Annotated in this window: 19 protein-coding genes; 11 read left to right on the top strand and 8 right to left on the bottom strand. The window is 67.2% G+C overall.

The features are described from left to right. Nucleotides 1-2: 2 nt before the first annotated feature. Nucleotides 3-620, bottom strand: a complete 618-nt coding sequence (locus ACIA49_RS00995) for an SRPBCC family protein (RefSeq protein WP_396375015.1) — start codon at nucleotides 618-620, stop codon at nucleotides 3-5. Nucleotides 621-668: 48 nt separating this feature from the next. After that, entirely contained in the window at nucleotides 669-1,205 is a 537-nt protein-coding gene (locus ACIA49_RS00990) for a single-stranded DNA-binding protein (protein WP_396375013.1), read from the bottom strand. Nucleotides 1,206-1,337: 132 nt separating this feature from the next. Here ACIA49_RS00990 and ettA point away from each other — a divergent pair, with 132 nt between their 5' ends. From ettA to ACIA49_RS00970, 4 genes are all read left to right on the top strand, one after another. Next, nucleotides 1,338-3,020 carry an energy-dependent translational throttle protein EttA gene (gene ettA / locus ACIA49_RS00985; RefSeq protein ID WP_396375012.1) on the top strand — a complete coding sequence of 561 codons (1,683 nt, stop codon included), beginning with the start codon at nucleotides 1,338-1,340 and terminating at the stop codon, nucleotides 3,018-3,020. Between the two features lie 108 nt (nucleotides 3,021-3,128). Then, a complete protein-coding gene (locus tag ACIA49_RS00980; RefSeq protein WP_396375011.1) occupies nucleotides 3,129-3,467 on the top strand; it encodes an ArsR/SmtB family transcription factor in 339 nt (112 codons plus the stop codon). After that, on the top strand, nucleotides 3,464-3,934 hold the full coding sequence (locus ACIA49_RS00975) for an SRPBCC domain-containing protein (RefSeq protein ID WP_396375010.1): 471 nt from the start codon (nucleotides 3,464-3,466) through the stop codon (nucleotides 3,932-3,934). Before ACIA49_RS00980 ends, ACIA49_RS00975 begins: the two co-directional genes overlap by 4 nt. Further along, the gene (locus tag ACIA49_RS00970; RefSeq protein ID WP_396375009.1) at nucleotides 3,931-4,551 is read left to right on the top strand and encodes a dihydrofolate reductase family protein; all 621 of its coding nucleotides are present in this window, start codon (nucleotides 3,931-3,933) and stop codon (nucleotides 4,549-4,551) included. The genes ACIA49_RS00975 and ACIA49_RS00970 overlap by 4 nt, the downstream gene beginning before the upstream one ends. Here the strand turns inward: ACIA49_RS00970 and ACIA49_RS00965 are convergent. Together ACIA49_RS00965 and ACIA49_RS00960 are read right to left on the bottom strand one after the other, a co-directional pair. Then, nucleotides 4,535-5,401 carry an aminoglycoside phosphotransferase family protein gene (locus ACIA49_RS00965; protein ID WP_396375008.1) on the bottom strand — a complete coding sequence of 289 codons (867 nt, stop codon included), beginning with the start codon at nucleotides 5,399-5,401 and terminating at the stop codon, nucleotides 4,535-4,537. The genes ACIA49_RS00970 and ACIA49_RS00965 overlap by 17 nt on opposite strands. Nucleotides 5,402-5,442: 41 nt before the next feature. Beyond that, entirely contained in the window at nucleotides 5,443-5,877 is a 435-nt protein-coding gene (locus ACIA49_RS00960) for a MarR family winged helix-turn-helix transcriptional regulator (RefSeq protein WP_396375007.1), read from the bottom strand. A 96-nt stretch (nucleotides 5,878-5,973) separates the two neighbouring features. Here ACIA49_RS00960 and ACIA49_RS00955 point away from each other — a divergent pair, with 96 nt between their 5' ends. After that, nucleotides 5,974-7,320 (top strand): FAD-dependent oxidoreductase, encoded by a 1,347-nt coding sequence (locus ACIA49_RS00955; protein ID WP_396375006.1) that lies wholly within the window; start codon nucleotides 5,974-5,976, stop codon nucleotides 7,318-7,320. Here the strand turns inward: ACIA49_RS00955 and ACIA49_RS00950 are convergent, their stop codons facing one another. Then, on the bottom strand, nucleotides 7,321-7,785 hold the full coding sequence (locus tag ACIA49_RS00950) for a MarR family winged helix-turn-helix transcriptional regulator (RefSeq protein ID WP_396375005.1): 465 nt from the start codon (nucleotides 7,783-7,785) through the stop codon (nucleotides 7,321-7,323). 136 nt (nucleotides 7,786-7,921) lie between these two features. On the opposite strand from ACIA49_RS00950, the gene ACIA49_RS00945 reads away from it, so the two are divergent. Further along, on the top strand, nucleotides 7,922-8,488 hold the full coding sequence (locus tag ACIA49_RS00945) for a YceI family protein (RefSeq protein WP_396375004.1): 567 nt from the start codon (nucleotides 7,922-7,924) through the stop codon (nucleotides 8,486-8,488). Nucleotides 8,489-8,531: 43 nt separating this feature from the next. On the opposite strand, the gene ACIA49_RS00940 is transcribed toward ACIA49_RS00945, so the two are convergent. Continuing rightward, a complete protein-coding gene (locus ACIA49_RS00940) occupies nucleotides 8,532-9,131 on the bottom strand; it encodes a TetR/AcrR family transcriptional regulator (RefSeq protein ID WP_396375003.1) in 600 nt (199 codons plus the stop codon). 75 nt (nucleotides 9,132-9,206) lie between these two features. Here ACIA49_RS00940 and ACIA49_RS00935 point away from each other — a divergent pair, with 75 nt between their 5' ends. The 3 genes from ACIA49_RS00935 to ACIA49_RS00925 are packed head-to-tail and all read left to right on the top strand — an operon-like array spanning nucleotide 9,207 to nucleotide 12,343. Then, nucleotides 9,207-10,352 (top strand): acyl-CoA dehydrogenase family protein, encoded by a 1,146-nt coding sequence (locus ACIA49_RS00935; protein ID WP_396375002.1) that lies wholly within the window; start codon nucleotides 9,207-9,209, stop codon nucleotides 10,350-10,352. Between the two features lie 15 nt (nucleotides 10,353-10,367). Then, complete coding sequence (locus tag ACIA49_RS00930) at nucleotides 10,368-11,588, top strand: acetyl-CoA C-acetyltransferase (RefSeq protein WP_396375001.1); 1,221 nt, start codon at nucleotides 10,368-10,370, stop codon at nucleotides 11,586-11,588. After that, nucleotides 11,588-12,343: an SDR family oxidoreductase gene (locus ACIA49_RS00925; protein WP_396375000.1), complete on the top strand. Its 756-nt coding sequence runs from the start codon at nucleotides 11,588-11,590 to the stop codon at nucleotides 12,341-12,343. The genes ACIA49_RS00930 and ACIA49_RS00925 overlap by 1 nt, the downstream gene beginning before the upstream one ends. Here the strand turns inward: ACIA49_RS00925 and ACIA49_RS00920 are convergent. Continuing rightward, nucleotides 12,340-12,906, bottom strand: coding sequence for a TIGR03086 family metal-binding protein (locus tag ACIA49_RS00920; RefSeq protein WP_396374999.1), 567 nt, complete (start codon nucleotides 12,904-12,906; stop codon nucleotides 12,340-12,342). The two genes, ACIA49_RS00925 and ACIA49_RS00920, sit on opposite strands and share 4 nt — an antisense overlap. 53 nt (nucleotides 12,907-12,959) lie before the next feature. On the opposite strand from ACIA49_RS00920, the gene ACIA49_RS00915 reads away from it, so the two are divergent. Then, a complete protein-coding gene (locus ACIA49_RS00915; RefSeq protein ID WP_396374998.1) occupies nucleotides 12,960-13,937 on the top strand; it encodes a helix-turn-helix transcriptional regulator in 978 nt (325 codons plus the stop codon). Here the strand turns inward: ACIA49_RS00915 and ACIA49_RS00910 are convergent. Continuing rightward, nucleotides 13,928-14,458, bottom strand: coding sequence for a hypothetical protein (locus ACIA49_RS00910; RefSeq protein ID WP_396374997.1), 531 nt, complete (start codon nucleotides 14,456-14,458; stop codon nucleotides 13,928-13,930). The two genes, ACIA49_RS00915 and ACIA49_RS00910, sit on opposite strands and share 10 nt — an antisense overlap. A 255-nt stretch (nucleotides 14,459-14,713) precedes the next feature. Here ACIA49_RS00910 and ACIA49_RS00905 point away from each other — a divergent pair, with 255 nt between their 5' ends. Further along, nucleotides 14,714-15,616 (top strand): GNAT family N-acetyltransferase, encoded by a 903-nt coding sequence (locus tag ACIA49_RS00905; protein WP_396374996.1) that lies wholly within the window; start codon nucleotides 14,714-14,716, stop codon nucleotides 15,614-15,616. Nucleotide 15,617: the final 1 nt, after the last annotated feature.

Genomic DNA, 15,617 nt, shown 5'->3' with positions numbered 1-15,617 from the left:
GCTTAGAGCTCGACGCCGGGGGCGAACTGCGCCATCGAGACCTTGGCGGCCTCGAGTAGGTCTTCCTCGGTCGTCGTGCCGGAGCGGCGAACGACCTCCAGCCACGCCCGCACCGACTGCTCGTTGAACTGCAGCATCTCGGGGGAGTCGTGGAACTTGACCGGGCTCCAGTCGGCCGGCAGGTGACCCTCGACGTACAGAGCGAGGGCGAGCAATCCGCTGTCCCAGCCAGGGCCGACGTACAGGGCGCCACCGAGGCCGGGGCCGGGAACGTCGGTCACCACGTGCTCCAGTTCGAGCTCGGTGACGCCCTGTGCTCCCGCGTGCAGGCGAATCTCCAGCAGGCTGTTCGCGCCGCCGTACGTGACTTTGAATCGCTTCGGTGGCTCGCACTCGAGGATGTCGCCGCCGGCCATGTCCTGCAAGGCGAAGCTGCCGCCGACCCGGAAGTCGCCGGTCATCGGCCACATCCAGCGGCTCAGCCGCTCCGGGTCGGTGAGGGCGTCCCAGATCTCCTCCGGCAGGGCCCGGTAGGCGCGGCGCATCAGCACCGTCGCGTCCTCCCCGGTCCGGCTGACCTCCCGCTGAACGGCGTTGATGTGCTCGAGAATATCGATCATGGAGCCCAGAATGCCGGGCGTCGCTTATATAAGTCAAGGCTGAGATAGTCATGCGGCCTCGGCCTCCCGGGTGGTCGCGGTCAGGGGCAGGGGACGCGCCGGGAACTCGTCGGGCGGGTACGGCGTGACGAGGTCGGGATCGGGGAGTGAGTGCGTGCCGGCGTCCGCCGGGACGGTCTCCGCGGTGTCGCGGCGGAGCGTGTCGGACCAGGCCGCCTCGGCACGAGGGGCGGATTTCGTGAAGCTGGTCGTGCCTTTGGACAGATCGTGGCCGATGGAGTGGGCGTCCAGGATCACGCGGGACCGGCGCTCGCCGGCCTCGGTGGTCCACTCCCTCGTCAGGAGCTTGCCGGTGACGATGACCGGCTGGCCGAGGTGGACGGATTCGAAGGTGTTCTGCGCGAGCGCACGCCAGCACTCGACGTTGAACCAGGTCGTCGGCCGGTCCGACCAGCCGCGGTCGCCGAGGAACTGCCGGGGTGTCGAGCCGATCCGGAAGGTCACCTGCGGGGTCCGCCCGCCGATCTCCTTGAACTGCGGTTTGCTGCCGACCCAGCCCTGCACTGTCACGTAGGTCTCATTCATCCTGGCCACCGTCCTTTTCGCTCGTGATGTCACCGGAGAAGATGCACGAGACCGGGCCCGGAATCCGCGACGACCTCGGCCCTGTGGACAACCGGTTGGGCTCAGGCGGTACCGAGCGCATAGGCTCTGGGTATGGCGGAATTCATCTACACCCTTCGCAACGTCCGGAAGGCGTTCGGCGACAAGGTCGTGCTCGACGACGTCACGCTGAACTTCCTGACCGGGGCGAAGATCGGCGTGGTCGGGCCGAACGGCACCGGCAAGTCCTCGCTGTTCAAGATCATGGCCGGGCTCGATCAGGCGTCCAACGGAGAGGCCCGGCTGGCCGAGGACGCGACGGTGGGGATCCTGCTGCAGGAGCCGCCGCTGACCGAGGGCAAGACCGTGCTGCAGAACGTCGAGGAAGGCGTCGGCGACACCAAGCAGAAGCTCGATCGCTTCAACGAGATCTCCGCCGAGCTGGCCGACCCGGACGCGGACTACGACACGCTGCTCGCCGAGATGGGCGACCTGCAGACCGAGCTCGACCACCGCAACGCCTGGGACGTCGACGCGCAGCTCGAGCAGGCGATGGACGCTCTGCGGTGCCCGCCGGCCGACGTACTGGTCGACAACCTCTCCGGTGGTGAGCGCCGCCGGGTCGCGCTCTGCAAGCTGCTGCTGCAGCAGCCCGACCTGCTGCTCCTCGACGAGCCCACCAACCACCTGGACGCGGAGTCCGTGCTGTGGCTGGAGCAGCACCTGCAGAAGTACCCGGGCGCCGTCCTGGCGATCACCCACGACCGGTACTTCCTGGACAACGTCGCCGAGTGGATCCTGGAAATGGACCGCGGCAAGACCTACGGGTACGAGGGCAACTACTCGAAGTACCTGGAGACCAAGCAGCAGCGCCTCGTGGTCGAGGGCCAGAAGGACGCGAAGCGGCAGAAGATCCTGGAGCGCGAGCTCGAGTGGGTCCGGTCGAACGCGAAGGCCCGGCAGACCAAGAGCAAGTCCCGGCTGGCCCGCTACGAGGAGCTCGCGGCCGAGGCCGAGCGGTCCAAGAAGCTGGACATCGACGAGATCAACATCCCGGCCGGTCCGCGGCTGGGCAGCACCGTCCTCGAGGTCTCCAAGCTGGAGAAGGGCTTCGGCGACCGCAAGCTGATCGACGGCCTGAGCTTCAGCCTCCCGCGCGCCGGCATCGTCGGTATCGTCGGCCCGAACGGCGTCGGCAAGTCGACCCTGTTCCGGATGATCGTCGGCGAGGAGACGCCCGACGCGGGCAGCCTCAAGCTCGGCGAGACGGTCAAGATCTCGTACGTCGACCAGTCGCGCGGCGGCCTGGACCCGAAGAAGACGGTCTGGCAGCAGGTCTCCGACGAGCTCGACTACATCAAGGTCGCGAACTTCGAGATGCCGAGCCGCGCCTATGTCGCGTCGTTCGGCTTCAAGGGCCCGGACCAGCAGAAGCCCACTGGCGTCCTGTCCGGCGGTGAGCGCAACCGGCTGAACCTGGCCCTGACCCTGAAGATGGGCGGCAACCTGCTGCTCCTCGACGAGCCGACCAACGACCTGGACGTCGAGACCCTGCAGTCCCTCGAAGACGCCTTGCTCGAGTTCCCCGGTTGCGCCGTGGTCGTCTCCCACGACCGGTGGTTCCTCGACCGCGTCGCGACCCACATCCTGGCCTGGGAAGGCACCGACGACGACCCGGCCAACTGGTTCTGGTTCGAGGGCAACTTCGCGTCGTACGAGGCCAACAAGATCGAGCGCCTCGGCCCCGAGGCCGCCCGCCCGCACCGGGTGACCCACCGCAAGCTCACGCGCGACTGACCCAAGCTGTCTCGAAGGGCCCCATCTCCACCACGGAGACGGGGCCCTTTGTCATGTCGAACACTTAGCCCTTGCGCTAAGTGTTCACGGCGGCTAATACTTAGCCTCATGGCACAGTATTCGGTCGAGGTCGACGGGGTGTTCGTCGCGCTGGCGGATCCGACGCGGCGGGACGTGATCCGGCGGCTCGGGCGCGGGCCGACCAGTGTGGGGGAGCTGGCGGCGGAGTTTCCGATGACGCTGCCGTCGTTCATGAAGCATGTCCGGACACTGGAGTCGAACGGGCTGATCCGGACGGTCAAGGCCGGCCGGGTGCGGACCTGTGTGCTGAACCGGGAACGGCTGCAGTTGGTCGACAACTGGCTGGATGAGCAGCGGCGGATCTGGGACGACCGCACCGACCGGCTCGAACGTTTCGTCACCGATCTGCAGGAGGACCAGCAATGAACCCCGATCTCGATCTCACCCTGGAGCGGATCATCCGGGCGCCGCGCGCTGTGGTGTGGAGTGCGTGGACCGAGCCGGCGAAGTTCGTGCGGTGGTGGGTTCCGGCGCCGATGGTGTGCCGGGTCGAGCGCTTCGAAGCACGGTCCGGTGGTGCGCTGGTGACGCGGATGAGCGAGGACGGCGTGGAGTTCGTGCCGCAGCTCGACGCGACTTTCCTGGTCGTCGAGGAGCTCGAGCGGATCGTCTTCACCAATGCGATCGACAGCGCCTGGCGGCCGGCGAATCCGGAGCCGGTGACGATGGCGGCCGAGATCACGTTGGCCGATCATGCCGACGGTACGGCGTACCGCGCCGTCGTACGGCATGCTGATCCGGCTTCGCGGAAACTCCATGCGGCGTTGGGGTTCGCGGATGGTTGGGGGACCGTGACCAAGCAGCTCGCCGACTTGGTGGAGGGCGCGCGATGAAGCTCGTACTGACGGAGTTCGTGACGCTGGATGGCGTCAGCCAGGGTCCTGGCTCGCCGTCGGAAGACACGGGCGACGGCTTCTCCCGGGGTGGTTGGCTGGTCCCGTTCATCGATGAGGCGTTTGTACGGCGGACTGTCGCGTGGCTGGCGTTGGCTGACGGGCTACTGCTCGGGCGGCGCACGTACGACGCATTCGCTCGCGACTGGCCGCAGATCACGGATCCCGATGACCCGTTCACCGAGCGAATGAACGCGCTCCCGAAGTACGCCGTGAGCAGCACGCTGACCGAAGGAACTTGGCATCCGACGACCGTCCTCAAAGACCTCGAAGGCGTTGCAGAGCTGAAGAAGCAGCCGGGCAATGAGCTGCAGATCCACGGCAGTGCGCGACTCGGCAATGCCCTCCTGCAGGCCGGTCTGGTGGATCTAGTCCGGCTGGTGGTCGCGCCGACGGTGATCGGGGCTGGGCGGCGGCTGTTCGAGCATCCGGCTGACACGGCCGGGTTGAGGCTGACCAAGCATGAGGCGACGCCGAGCGGTCTGTTGCTGCTCGAGTACGAGACCGTCGGCGCCGCTCCCGTGGCGGAGTACGAAGGCGTTACTGCGTTCGTGTGAGGTGGTCGTCGAGGACGCGGTCGATCACCGTGAAATCAGAAGTGATGAGCGCCTTCCACAGTGCCCAGCCGCGGGCGCGTGCCCAGGTGTCCGCGTCCTGCTGAACGGCCGCGCGGAACGTTTCGCGGGACGACCCGGTGAAGAAGGTGTACGCGATCACGAGGTCGCAGGCCGGATCGCCGACGCCTGAGGTGCCGAAGTCGATGACGGCCGACAGTCGGCCGTCCTGGACCAACAGGTTGCCGTGGGCAATATCTCCGTGGAACCAGACCGGCGGCCGGTCCCATGAGCTGGCGAGTGCGGAGTCCCAGACCTCGCGGGCCAGGTCGGCGTTGATTCGATCCTTCAACGTGGCAAGGGCTTCGAGGGTCTCGGAGTGGTAGTGCGCGGGCGGCGCGCCGCGGTAGAAGCTGTGCGCGCCGGCCAGCGGACCGCCGGTCGCGTCGCACTGCTGCAGCGCCAGGATGAAGTCCGCGATCGCACGGGCGAATGCATCGAGATCGCTGACCGTCTGCACCGATGCGGTGGAGCCGTCGATCCATCGCCGGACGGCCCAGGGGTGTGGATAACCGTGGCCGGGTTCGCCCTTGGCGACTGCTTCGGGGATGGCTACCGGAAGAGCAGGCGCCAGGATCGGCAGCCACTGATGCTCTTTCTCGATCGCCGCCACATACGCCGCGGCCGTGGGCAGCCGAGCGGTCAGCTCAGAGCCGAGCCGGTACGTGCGGTTGTCCCAGCCGTCGACCTTGACCGGGGTGATCGGCAGTTCGGCCCACTGCGGGAACTGGTCGGCGAGCAAGCGCCGGACAAGATCGGCCGTGATCCCGGCGCGACCGTCCTGGTTCGTCATGGCTCGAGTCTCGCGGAAGGTGGCGAGCCCGGACCAACGGTTTAGTCCGCGGCTAAAGAGTCGGACAGGAATGCGAGGATCGTCCGCAGTTCGTCGTTGGTGCGCGACGCCAGCACGGACTGCATGCGCGAGCCCTGTTCGGCGTACAGGGGCATGAAGGTCTCCTGGATCGCCTCCAGTGACGGTGTCACCACCACCTTGCGGCGGTCGGACGGATCGGCGGCCCGGGTGACGAAGCCGTGTGCCTCGAGCCGGTCGATCACCCCGGTGACCGTGCCGGAGGTCAGGCCGCTGAACTCCGCGAGCTGTCGCGGGCTGAGTGGGCCGTGCGTCTGCAGCAGTGTCATGAACTGCGAGTCGCTGGCGCCGAGTCCGAGCTTGGCGGAGACGGAGTGGTTGAACAGGATCACGTCCGCGATGAACCGGATCATCTGCTGCTGGATCCCCGCGGCGAGCTCTTCTCTGGCATCGGTCATGGTCCGCCTCAGCATAGTGGCTTGCTTTTCTCTCGGATCTCCAAGATACTTGGAATACCAAGATATTTGAAGATCCGAGATAATAGGGAGAAGGTCATGAAGGTGCTGGTGATCGGGGGCGGAACCGGCGGGCTCGCGTTGGCCCACGGGTTGGTCAGGGCCGGGATCGAGGTGGCGGTGTTCGAGCGCGACGCGCTGCGGACCGACGGTCTGCACGGCTACCGGGTCGGCATCGATCCGGATGGCAGCCGGGCGCTGTACGCGCTGCTGCCGCCGGAGCTGTACGACACGTTCGTGGCGACCAAGGCGCGCGACCCGAAGTACTTCAACATGCTCACCGAGGACCTCAAGGAGGTCCTGTCGATGGACCTCCCGCCCGTCACCGACCCGATCGCGAGTGAGAAGTCGATCAGCCGGATGACGATGCGGCAGGTGCTGCTGACCGGTCTGGACGACGTCGTTCAGTACGGCAAGGAGTTCACCCGCTTCGAGCAGCACGGCAACGAGGTGACGGCCTACTTCACCGACGGTACGGCGGCCACCGGCGATCTCCTGGTCGCGGCCGACGGAGCCGGTTCCCGGGTACGGCGTCAGTACCTGCCGCAGGCGAAGATGGAGGAGACCGGGATCATCGCGATCGCCGGCAAGCTGCCGATCACTCCTGAGAGTGCCGCGCTGGTGCCGCCGAAGGTCTTCGAGGGCATCACGCTGCTCCAGGCGCCACGTGGCGTGGCCTGCATCGTGCACGTGATGGAGTTCCAGTGGGACCGCGACGGTCACGTCAAGAGCGGCATCGGTGGGAACACCGAGGAGCTGATCAAGCGCTGGCCGGGCCTGCAGTTCGACAACACCCGCGACTACATCAACTGGGGCCTGTCCGCGACCAAGGACAAGCTGCCCGCCAACATCATGGAGCTGAGTGGCGCCGAGCTGGTCGAGGTCGCGCTGGACCTGACGACGAGCTGGCACCCGAACCTGCGCAAGCTGATCGAGCTGACCGACGTCGGAACCTGTTTTCCGGTGAACATCCGCACCTCGGTGCCGCTCGACCCGTGGGAGACCACGAATGTGACGCTGATCGGCGATGCGATCCACACCATGACGCCGGGTCGTGGAGTGGGTGCGAACACGGCGCTCCGCGATGCGGTCAACCTGTGCCGTCAACTGGTCGCGGTTCGCGACGGCCGCAGTGAACTCCTGCCGGCCGTGCGTGAGTACGAGGCGAAGATGATCGACTACGGCTTCGACGCCGTCGTGAAGTCACGGGCGCAGATGACCTCGGCCGACCCCGTGCACAAGCCGGTGATCGGCCGGCTCGCACTCGCGGGGATGCGGACGGCGATGCGAACCGTCAACAACGTGCCGGCGCTGAAGCGCAAGATGCGGGAGTCGATGCTCGCCTACCGCGGCGCCGACCGCGAGGAACTTGAGCTGAAGCTCTGACTAGTGCTGGCCCACATGCTCGGCGACAGCGTCGAAGACCCGTCCGATCGCGGCGAAGTCCTCGGGGCTCGCCAGGTCGACCAGGTTCTCCCGGACGCTCTCCACGTGGGTCGGCGCCGCCTCCACCAGCAGGCTGTGGCCGGCCTCGGTCAGCTCGGCCCAGACGCCACGCTTGTCGCTCGTGCACGACGTACGCCGTACCAGCTCGGCTGCCTCGAGCCGGCCGATGGTGTGCGTCAGCCGGGAGCGGCTCTGGTGCAGGCGGTCGGCCAGGTCGGCCATCCGCAGTCGGCGGTCCGGTGACTCGGACAGCCGGACCAGGATCTCGTAGTCGTTGATTCCGATGCCGAAGCGGCGGAGCTCGTCGTCCAGCTTCGCCATCAGGCGCGCCGTGCCCAGGAGGTACGCGCGCCACGCCACCTGCTGCTCTGCGTTCAGCCAGCGAGTCTCAGTCGTCGTCGTCACGTGCACCAGTGTACCGGGAATGTAATTGACTTTTAAACCGTTAATCCGTAGCGTCGTGGTCATCAGGTTGACACAACAACCTGAGTCAGACCAGACACCCCCGGACACACCCCCTGTACTTCGCTGAGAGGACCTCATGACCGAGACCGTCACCACCCCCACCACCACGATCCCCGGCCTGGTTTCCGGGACCTACGCCCTGGACGCCGCGCACACCGAGATCGGTTTCACCGTCCGGCACCTGATGACCAAGGTCCGTGGCACCTTCCAGGAGTTCAGTGGCGAGATCGTCGTCAAGGACACCCTCGAGGACTCGACCGCGAACGTCACCGTCGAGCTCGCCTCGGTGCACACCCGCAACGACCAGCGCGACGGCCACCTGCGCTCCGGTGACTTCTTCGACGCCGAGAACACCCCGAAGATGACGTTCGTGAGCAAGGCGCTGAAGGCCGAGGGTGAGGACTACATCCTGGCCGGCGACCTCACCATCAAGGACGTCACCAAGCCGATCGAGCTCGCGTTCGAGTTCCTCGGGGTCGACCAGAACGCCTACGGCCAGACCATCCTCGGCTTCGAGGCCTCCGCGTCGATCAGCCGCAAGGAGTGGGGCATCGACTTCAACATCCCGCTCGAGGGCGGCAAGCTCCTCATCGGCGACAAGGTGGACATCCGCCTCGACGTCCAGGCCGCACTGCAGGCCTGAGCCACCGACGAAACCCCGCATCCAGGTGGGATGCGGGGTTCTGTCATGCCTGGACCATCCGGTGCGCGAGGTCGGCGTACAGCTTGCCGAGGGTGTCCGGATCGCCGCGATGCGGCGTGTACCACCGCGCCACGTCGATCGCCAGTGACAGTACGGCGAGCGTCGTACCAGGCAGGTCCGGTACGGCGAAAGAACCATCCTGTACGCCGTCTGCCAGCACCTGCTCGATCTGGGTGGAAATGGCCCGGCGGATCGTCGCCACCTCGGCCAGATGCTCGGGGGAGAGCGCATTCAGTTCGTACTGCACCACGTGCGCGATGGTGTGGTGGCGGGCGTGCCATGCGGTGAAGGCCGCGACCAACGCGCGGATCCGGTCGGCCGGCGTACCGGCGTGGTCTGCGGAACGTAGTACCTCGAGAGCCGCGTTGTGGCCGTAGAGGCTGATCTCGAAGAGCAGCCGCTCCTTGGACGGGTAGTGCACGTACAGCGCGGCCGGACTCATCCCTGCGCGGGAGGCGATGTCGCGGGTGGTCGTGGCCTGGAAGCCACGCTCCGCGAACGCGTCGATGGCGCCCCGAAGGAGCCGACGGGCGGCTGCGGGCTCGACATGCTCCCATTCAAGGGAACCGGTGACTGCGGACACGTTGACACCCTGCACCAAACGAGTGAAGCTAAGCAAGCGCTTAGCCACTAATCTCGAAACGCCGGAGGTTGCCCGATGGACCGCGTCATCTTCAACGAGGACCACCACGCCTTCCGCCGGAGTGCGAAGGAGTACTGCGACCGGTCGCTGGTGCCGCGGATGGAGCAGTTCCTCGAGGAGAAGACGATCGAGCGCGCCGCCTGGCTCGAGGCCGGCAAGCAGGGCTTCCTCGGTCTCGACGTCCCCGAGGAGTACGGCGGCTCCAGCGTCGGCGACTACCGGTTCAACCAGGTGTTCGCCGAGGAGGTCTCCAAGGTCTCCGCCTCGCTGTCGAGTTGCTTCGGCATCCACTACGACTGCGCCGCGCCGTACTTCGTCGACCTCGGTACCGAGGAGCAGAAGCAGCGCTGGCTGCCCAAGTTCTGCTCCGGCGAGTACGTCGCCGCGATCGGGATGACCGAGCCGTCGGGTGGCTCCGACCTGGCCGCGCTGAAGACGACCGCGAAGAAGGCCGACGGCGGCTGGGTGCTGAACGGGTCCAAGACCTTCATCACCAACGGCGACATGGCCGACCTCGTCATCGTGGCCGCCCGGACCAACCCCGAGAAGGGCGCGAAGGGCATCACGCTGTTCGTCGTCGAGGAGGGGATGGAGGGCTTCGCCCGCGGCCGCAAGCTGGACAAGGTCGGCCAGACCGAGTCCGGGACCTCGGAGCTCTTCTTCGAGGACCTCTTCGTTGCCGATGACAACGTTCTCGGCGAGCTCGACCGCGGCTTCATCCACATGATGGAGCGGCTCGCGCAGGAGCGGATCGGCGCCGCGGTGTCGAACATCGCGCACGCCGCGCAGATCCTCGACGAGACCATCGAGTACGTGAAGCAGCGCAAGGCCTTCGGCCAGCCGGTCGGCTCGTTCCAGTACAACAAGTTCCTGATCGCCGAGCTGGTCACCAAGGTCGAGGTCACCCAGGCGTACGTCGACAACGGCGTGGTCGCGCACGACGAGGACCGGCTGACCGCTGTCGACGCCGCCAAGACCAAGTGGTGGAGCGCGCACGTACAGAACGAGGTGCTGGACGCCTGCGTGCAGCTGCACGGCGGCTACGGCTACATGAACGAGTACCGCGTGGCCCGGGCCTGGCGCGATGCGCGCGTCACCAAGATCTGGGCGGGTTCGAACGAGATCATGAAGGAACTCATCGGCCGCGACCTGGGCCTGTAGAAGGAGATCCCCGAAATGCCTGAAGCAGTCATCGTTTCCACGGCCCGCTCGCCGATCGGCCGCGCGAACAAGGGGTCGCTGACCACGATCCGGCCGGACGACCTCGCCGTCCAGATGATCCGGGCGGCGACCGAGAAGATCGGCCTGACCGGCGACCAGATCGAGGACCTGATGCTCGGTTGTGCGGAGCCGCACGACGAGCACGGTGGCAACATGGCCCGCCGGGTCGCCGTCCAGCTGGGCTGGGACAACGCGCCGGCGACCACGGTCAACCGGTTCTGCGCGTCGTCGACCCAGACCGCGCGGATGGCGTTCCACGCGATCAAGGCCGGTGAGGGCGACATCTTCGTCAGCGCCGGGGTCGAGTGCGTCTCGCGGTACAAGAACTTCGGCTCCGCCGGGGTCGGTGACCCGACCTCGTTCAACGAGCAGTTCACCGACGCGGTCGCGCGGACGGCGAAGTACGCGGAGACCAACGAGACCTGGCACGACCCACGCGCGGACGGCTACCTCCCGGACATCTACATCTCGATGGGCCAGACCGCCGAGAACGTGGCGACCCTCAAGGGCATCACCCGCGCCGACCAGGACGCGTTCGGCGTCCGCTCGCAGAACCTGGCCGAGAAGGCGATCAACAACGGCTTCTTCGAGCGCGAGATCGTCCCGGTGACGCTGCCGGACGGCACGGTGGTCAGCAAGGACGACGGCCCGCGCGCCGGTACGACGCTCGAGGGTGTGAGCGGCCTGAAGCCGGTGTTCCGTCCCGACGGCACTGTCACCGCGGGCAACTGCTGCCCGCTGAACGACGGCGCGGCCGCGGTCGTGATCATGAGCGACACCAAGGCGCGTGAGCTCGGTCTGACTCCGTTGGCACGCATCGTGTCGACCGGTGTCAGCGGACTGTCGCCGGAGATCATGGGTCTCGGTCCGGTCGAGGCGTCGAAGCAGGCGCTGGCCCGTGCAGGCATGAGCATCAACGACATCGACCTGGTCGAGATCAACGAGGCCTTCGCGGTCCAGGTGATCGGCTCGGCGCGCGAGCTCGGCATCGCCGAGGACCGGCTGAACGTGCACGGCGGCGCGATCGCGCTCGGCCACCCGTTCGGCTCGACCGGTGCGCGGATCATGACCACGCTGGTGAACGGCCTGCAGTTCGAGGACAAGCAGTTCGGGCTGGAGACCATGTGCGTCGGCGGCGGTCAGGGCATGGCCATCGTCCTGGAGCGCCTCAGCTGATGACCCTGGAGAACCGTACGGCGATCGTCACCGGAGCCTCCCGCGGGATCGGGCTGGCGATCGCCCAGCGACTCGTCGCGGACGGCGCGCGCGTCGTCATCACCGGCCGCAAGCAGGAAGCCCTGGACGAGGCGGTCAAGCTGCTCGGTGGCCGCGAGCACGCCCTGGGCATCGCCGGGAACACCGCCGACGGCGCGCACCGCGGGTCCACGGTCGCGGCGGCGGTGGCGACGTACGGATCACTTGACCTGCTGGTGAACAACACCGGCATCAACCCGATCTACGGCGACCTGCTCGACCTCGAAGCCGGTGTCGCCGCGAAGATGGTCGACACCAATGTGCTGGCCACGATCTTGTGGGTGAAGGCCTGCCGGGACGCCTGGATGGGCAACCACGGCGGCGCGGTGGTGAACGTGTCCTCGCTGGCCGGCCAGTCCCCGTCACCGGGGATCGGCTGGTACGGCGCGACCAAGGCGATGCTGTCCCGGGTCACCGCAGAGCTCGCGCTGGAGCTCTCGCCGGAGATCCGGGTCAACGCCGTGGCTCCGGCGGTGGTCAAGACCAAGTTCGCCGGAGCACTCTACGAAGGGCGCGAGGAAGAGGTCGCCGGGACGTACCCGATGGCCCGCCTCGGCCGCCCGGAGGATGTCGCCTCGCTGGTGTGGTTCCTGCTGTCCGACGAGGCGTCCTGGATCACCGGCCAGACCATCACCATCGACGGCGGCCTCACCCTCAAGGGCGGCATGGTCGGCTAGGGCCGGCGTCCCTGCCAGCCCGCCAAGCGGTCGTACGGCGATGCGTCGTCGGCGACCGCTACGACGGGGCCGAACGGAATCTCGCCACCGCGTGGCTCGGCCGGCAGGAACTGTCGCACCATCGGCAGCACGCTGTTCGCCAGCTCGTCGTCGAGCTGGTCGACGCGGCCGGTCGCCTTCGCGAGATCCCAGGAGTGCGTGGTGAGTTCACCGGTGTAGGCGCCGATGGCCGCTGCGCCGGGCAGCGTGCCGAACGGGAGCTTGCACATCCGGCCTAGGATGGAGTCATCGGCCAGCGTCGCGTCGAGCGCCGTACGGTGCTCCTTCCAAGTGCTCGCAGTGTCCTCGCTGTCGGTCACCTTCGGGAGGCTCAGCGGATCGCCTCCGGTCAGCGCGAGGCTGATGCGGGCGATGACCGACAGCAAATGTCCCTGCAGTGTGCGGACGTCGTACTCCGGGCAGGGTGTCGGCTTCGTGAGGTCGTCGGCGCCGGTGTTGTTGATCAGGTGCTGGGTCTGGTCGAGTGCGCGGACGAACAGCGGGCGTGGGTCTGTGGTGGTCATGACTCCACCCTCGCGCTCTATAGGTGACATCTGTTGTCGCCTATTCTGAGCAGATGCGAGCCGACCGGTTGTTGCAGATCATCCTGTTGCTGCAACAGCATGCGCGGTTGAGTACGCGGGAGCTGGCCGAGCGGCTCGAGGTGTCGAAGCGCACGGTGATGCGGGACATGGAGGCGCTGTCGGCAGCAGGCGTCCCCGTGTACGCCGAACGCGGGCGCAACGGTGGTTGTGTGTTGCTGCCGGGTTATCGCGCCGATGTGAGTGCACTGACACCGCGCGAGGCACAGGCACTGTTCGCGTGGTCGGGCCGGTCCGAGCTGTCCGATGAGCTGGGACTGCGGGGGAGTCTCAAGTCAGCCATGGGCAAGCTGTCGGCGACCCTGCCCGCCGAACTGCAGAGTGACGCCACAGCGTTGTCCGGTGCGATCGTGGTGGATCGTCGGCGCTGGTTCGCCGAGGCAGAGGACCACGGTGCCTTGCCAGTACTACGTCAGGCCGTGGTGGCCGAGCGACGAGTCCGACTGCGCTACGCATCCGCGAGCAGCGGGTTGCAACGCCGTACCGTCGATCCGTGGGGCCTGGTGGAACAGGCCGGGCGCTGGTACCTCGTGGCTGCGCATCGGGGCGCACCGCGGATGTATCGAGTGTCGCGGATCGAGCAGGTCGACGTACTGGAAGAGGCGGCGGACAGACCGGCCGGACTGGACCTGCGCGCCGAGTGGGAGCGGCTGCGATCCAATCTGGAGCAGCCGGGTGGCGGACCGGTCGGTGTCCAGGCTGAGGTGCGGGTGCATCCCGATCGGGTCGACATGGTGCGCCGCGTGGTCTCACCGTTCCTGGCCAAAGGCGCAGTCCCGCAGGAGCTGCCCAGCGATGATTCGTGGACACATCTGTTGCTGGACTTCCGAGTCCGGGAGGCTGCGTGCGGCATGCTGCTCGGCCTCGGACCTCAGCTGGAGGTACTCGAGCCAGTCGACCTGCGAGCCCAGATCCTGGAGCTGGCGCGGGTCGCGGTCGCTACCTACGCCTGACGGGTGGCGACGAAGGTCTGCCGCAGCGTGATGTTGCCGTCGGCATCGAAATCTTCGTTGCGCCAGTGGAACGACTGCCCGGTCAGGTCGCTGAAAACCCAGCGGGTGCTGGCGGTCTGGGACTCCAGGGTGATCGTCTCGCCGTCGGCGTGCGCGACGAACGGCATCACGAACGCTGCCTTCGGGCCCATCCAGGTGGATCGGAACGCCGCCAGCTCGGGATCGTGGATGCGGATGGACAGCCCCCACTCGCCGTCGCCGTCGGTGGCCCGGGCAGCGCGGCTCGGGGTGATCCAGATGTCGGCGACCGCACGGCCGTCGAGCGCCCACGCGAAGTGCCACTCGCCACGGGTGGACCGCGTCACGTCGCCGTGCTCGTCGTACCAGGCGACGTCCAGGTCCCAGCTGCCGATCAACGGCGCGAACGGCTGGAACGCTTCGGCGAACTCGGGCCGCGGTGCGTCGGAGACCATCAGACCGGCCAGCACCCGCGCGGCGGCCGCGCCATCCGTCACATTCATCCGGCCTGTCTACACCTGACGGCTGAGCGCCTGTCAAGGTCTGTGGACTCCCCGCCGCCGGTGACCCCGTCGTGTCCCAGCACGATGGCACTTCCGGCGGTCGGGGCGTTCAGTCCGACAGCACCGGCTAACTCTAATCCTTCGGGGGCGCACGACCGAATCACAGTCGGCACGCGCTGGTTGCGATCACGTTGCTGTTCGGTTCGGAAGGTAATTCCGTGGCGTGGCGCGAGTGCGGCTGGCTATGGTCCGGGCATGACGACACAGGTGCGGATCCGGCCGGTGACTGGCGACGATGCCACGGCGGTGGCGGCACTGCGCCGGGCTGTCTATGCGTACAAGATCTTGTCGCCGGCGGCGGCGCATCACATGATCACGGTCTTCTCGCCGGCTGAGCGGTTCCTCGCGCTGGCGGCCGAGGTAGACGGTCAGTTGGTCGGGTGGGGTTCGGCCGGACTGAACAACTGGACCGCTGAGGCGGGTCAGAGCGACATCTCGATCTACGTGCATCCGGACTTCCGCAAGCAGGGCATCGGCAACATGCTGGCCGACCGGCTGCACCAGCACCTGACTGAGGTCGGTGCGATCGCGGTGCGCACGTTCGCGCAGCCGGACGGGCTGGAGTTCGCCCGCCACCGTGGCTACGACGGCACGCGCCAGATGCACTACTCCGGTGTCGAGACGGCCAACCTGCCGCCGCAGCCGCCGACTCCGGAGGACATCACCTTGGTGACGATGGACCAGTTGGATCCGCGCCAGGTGTTCCTCGCCGACTCGGCCACCTCACTCGACGAGCCCAGTGACATCCCGATGAACGCGGCCGACTACGACGAATGGCTGGACGAGATCTGGACCGCCCCCGGTCTCGACAAGTCGCTCAGTGTCGCGGCGATGGTCGGCGACGAGGTGGTTTGCTACACCGCGGTCGAGGTCGACGGCGATCGGGCCTGGTCAGGCTCGACCGGCACGATCCCGGCGTACCGGGGACGTGGACTGGCCAAGCTGGTGAAGTCGGTGGCGCTGCGTCGTTGTGCCCTTGCCGGCATCACCTCCGCCTACACGTCGAACGACGACGAGAACGGCCCGATGCTTGCCATCAACAACTGGCTCGGTTATCGCCGCGTGCAGACCGAGCTGGGCCTGCTGCGTACGCTCTGAG

Origin of the sequence: Kribbella sp. NPDC051587 (assembly GCF_044453945.1) — a bacterium.
Taxonomy (GTDB): Bacteria; Actinomycetota; Actinomycetes; order Propionibacteriales; family Kribbellaceae; genus Kribbella.
The sequence above is the reverse complement of the archived record's forward strand: the minus strand, read 5'-3'. Positions and strand labels throughout refer to the sequence as shown.

Coding starts and splice junctions, on each gene's coding strand:
- ACIA49_RS00905 (WP_396374996.1), top strand. CDS start 14,714: ATGACGACACAGGTGCGGATCCGGCCGGTGACTGGCGACGATGCCACG.
- ettA (WP_396375012.1), top strand. CDS start 1,338: ATGGCGGAATTCATCTACACCCTTCGCAACGTCCGGAAGGCGTTCGGC.
- ACIA49_RS00925 (WP_396375000.1), top strand. CDS start 11,588: ATGACCCTGGAGAACCGTACGGCGATCGTCACCGGAGCCTCCCGCGGG.
- ACIA49_RS00955 (WP_396375006.1), top strand. CDS start 5,974: ATGAAGGTGCTGGTGATCGGGGGCGGAACCGGCGGGCTCGCGTTGGCC.
- ACIA49_RS00995 (WP_396375015.1), bottom strand. CDS start 620: ATGATCGATATTCTCGAGCACATCAACGCCGTTCAGCGGGAGGTCAGC.
- ACIA49_RS00935 (WP_396375002.1), top strand. CDS start 9,207: ATGGACCGCGTCATCTTCAACGAGGACCACCACGCCTTCCGCCGGAGT.
- ACIA49_RS00945 (WP_396375004.1), top strand. CDS start 7,922: ATGACCGAGACCGTCACCACCCCCACCACCACGATCCCCGGCCTGGTT.
- ACIA49_RS00910 (WP_396374997.1), bottom strand. CDS start 14,458: ATGAATGTGACGGATGGCGCGGCCGCCGCGCGGGTGCTGGCCGGTCTG.
- ACIA49_RS00920 (WP_396374999.1), bottom strand. CDS start 12,906: ATGACCACCACAGACCCACGCCCGCTGTTCGTCCGCGCACTCGACCAG.
- ACIA49_RS00975 (WP_396375010.1), top strand. CDS start 3,464: ATGAACCCCGATCTCGATCTCACCCTGGAGCGGATCATCCGGGCGCCG.
- ACIA49_RS00915 (WP_396374998.1), top strand. CDS start 12,960: ATGCGAGCCGACCGGTTGTTGCAGATCATCCTGTTGCTGCAACAGCAT.
- ACIA49_RS00965 (WP_396375008.1), bottom strand. CDS start 5,401: ATGACGAACCAGGACGGTCGCGCCGGGATCACGGCCGATCTTGTCCGG.
- ACIA49_RS00980 (WP_396375011.1), top strand. CDS start 3,129: ATGGCACAGTATTCGGTCGAGGTCGACGGGGTGTTCGTCGCGCTGGCG.
- ACIA49_RS00970 (WP_396375009.1), top strand. CDS start 3,931: ATGAAGCTCGTACTGACGGAGTTCGTGACGCTGGATGGCGTCAGCCAG.
- ACIA49_RS00960 (WP_396375007.1), bottom strand. CDS start 5,877: ATGACCGATGCCAGAGAAGAGCTCGCCGCGGGGATCCAGCAGCAGATG.
- ACIA49_RS00930 (WP_396375001.1), top strand. CDS start 10,368: ATGCCTGAAGCAGTCATCGTTTCCACGGCCCGCTCGCCGATCGGCCGC.
- ACIA49_RS00990 (WP_396375013.1), bottom strand. CDS start 1,205: ATGAATGAGACCTACGTGACAGTGCAGGGCTGGGTCGGCAGCAAACCG.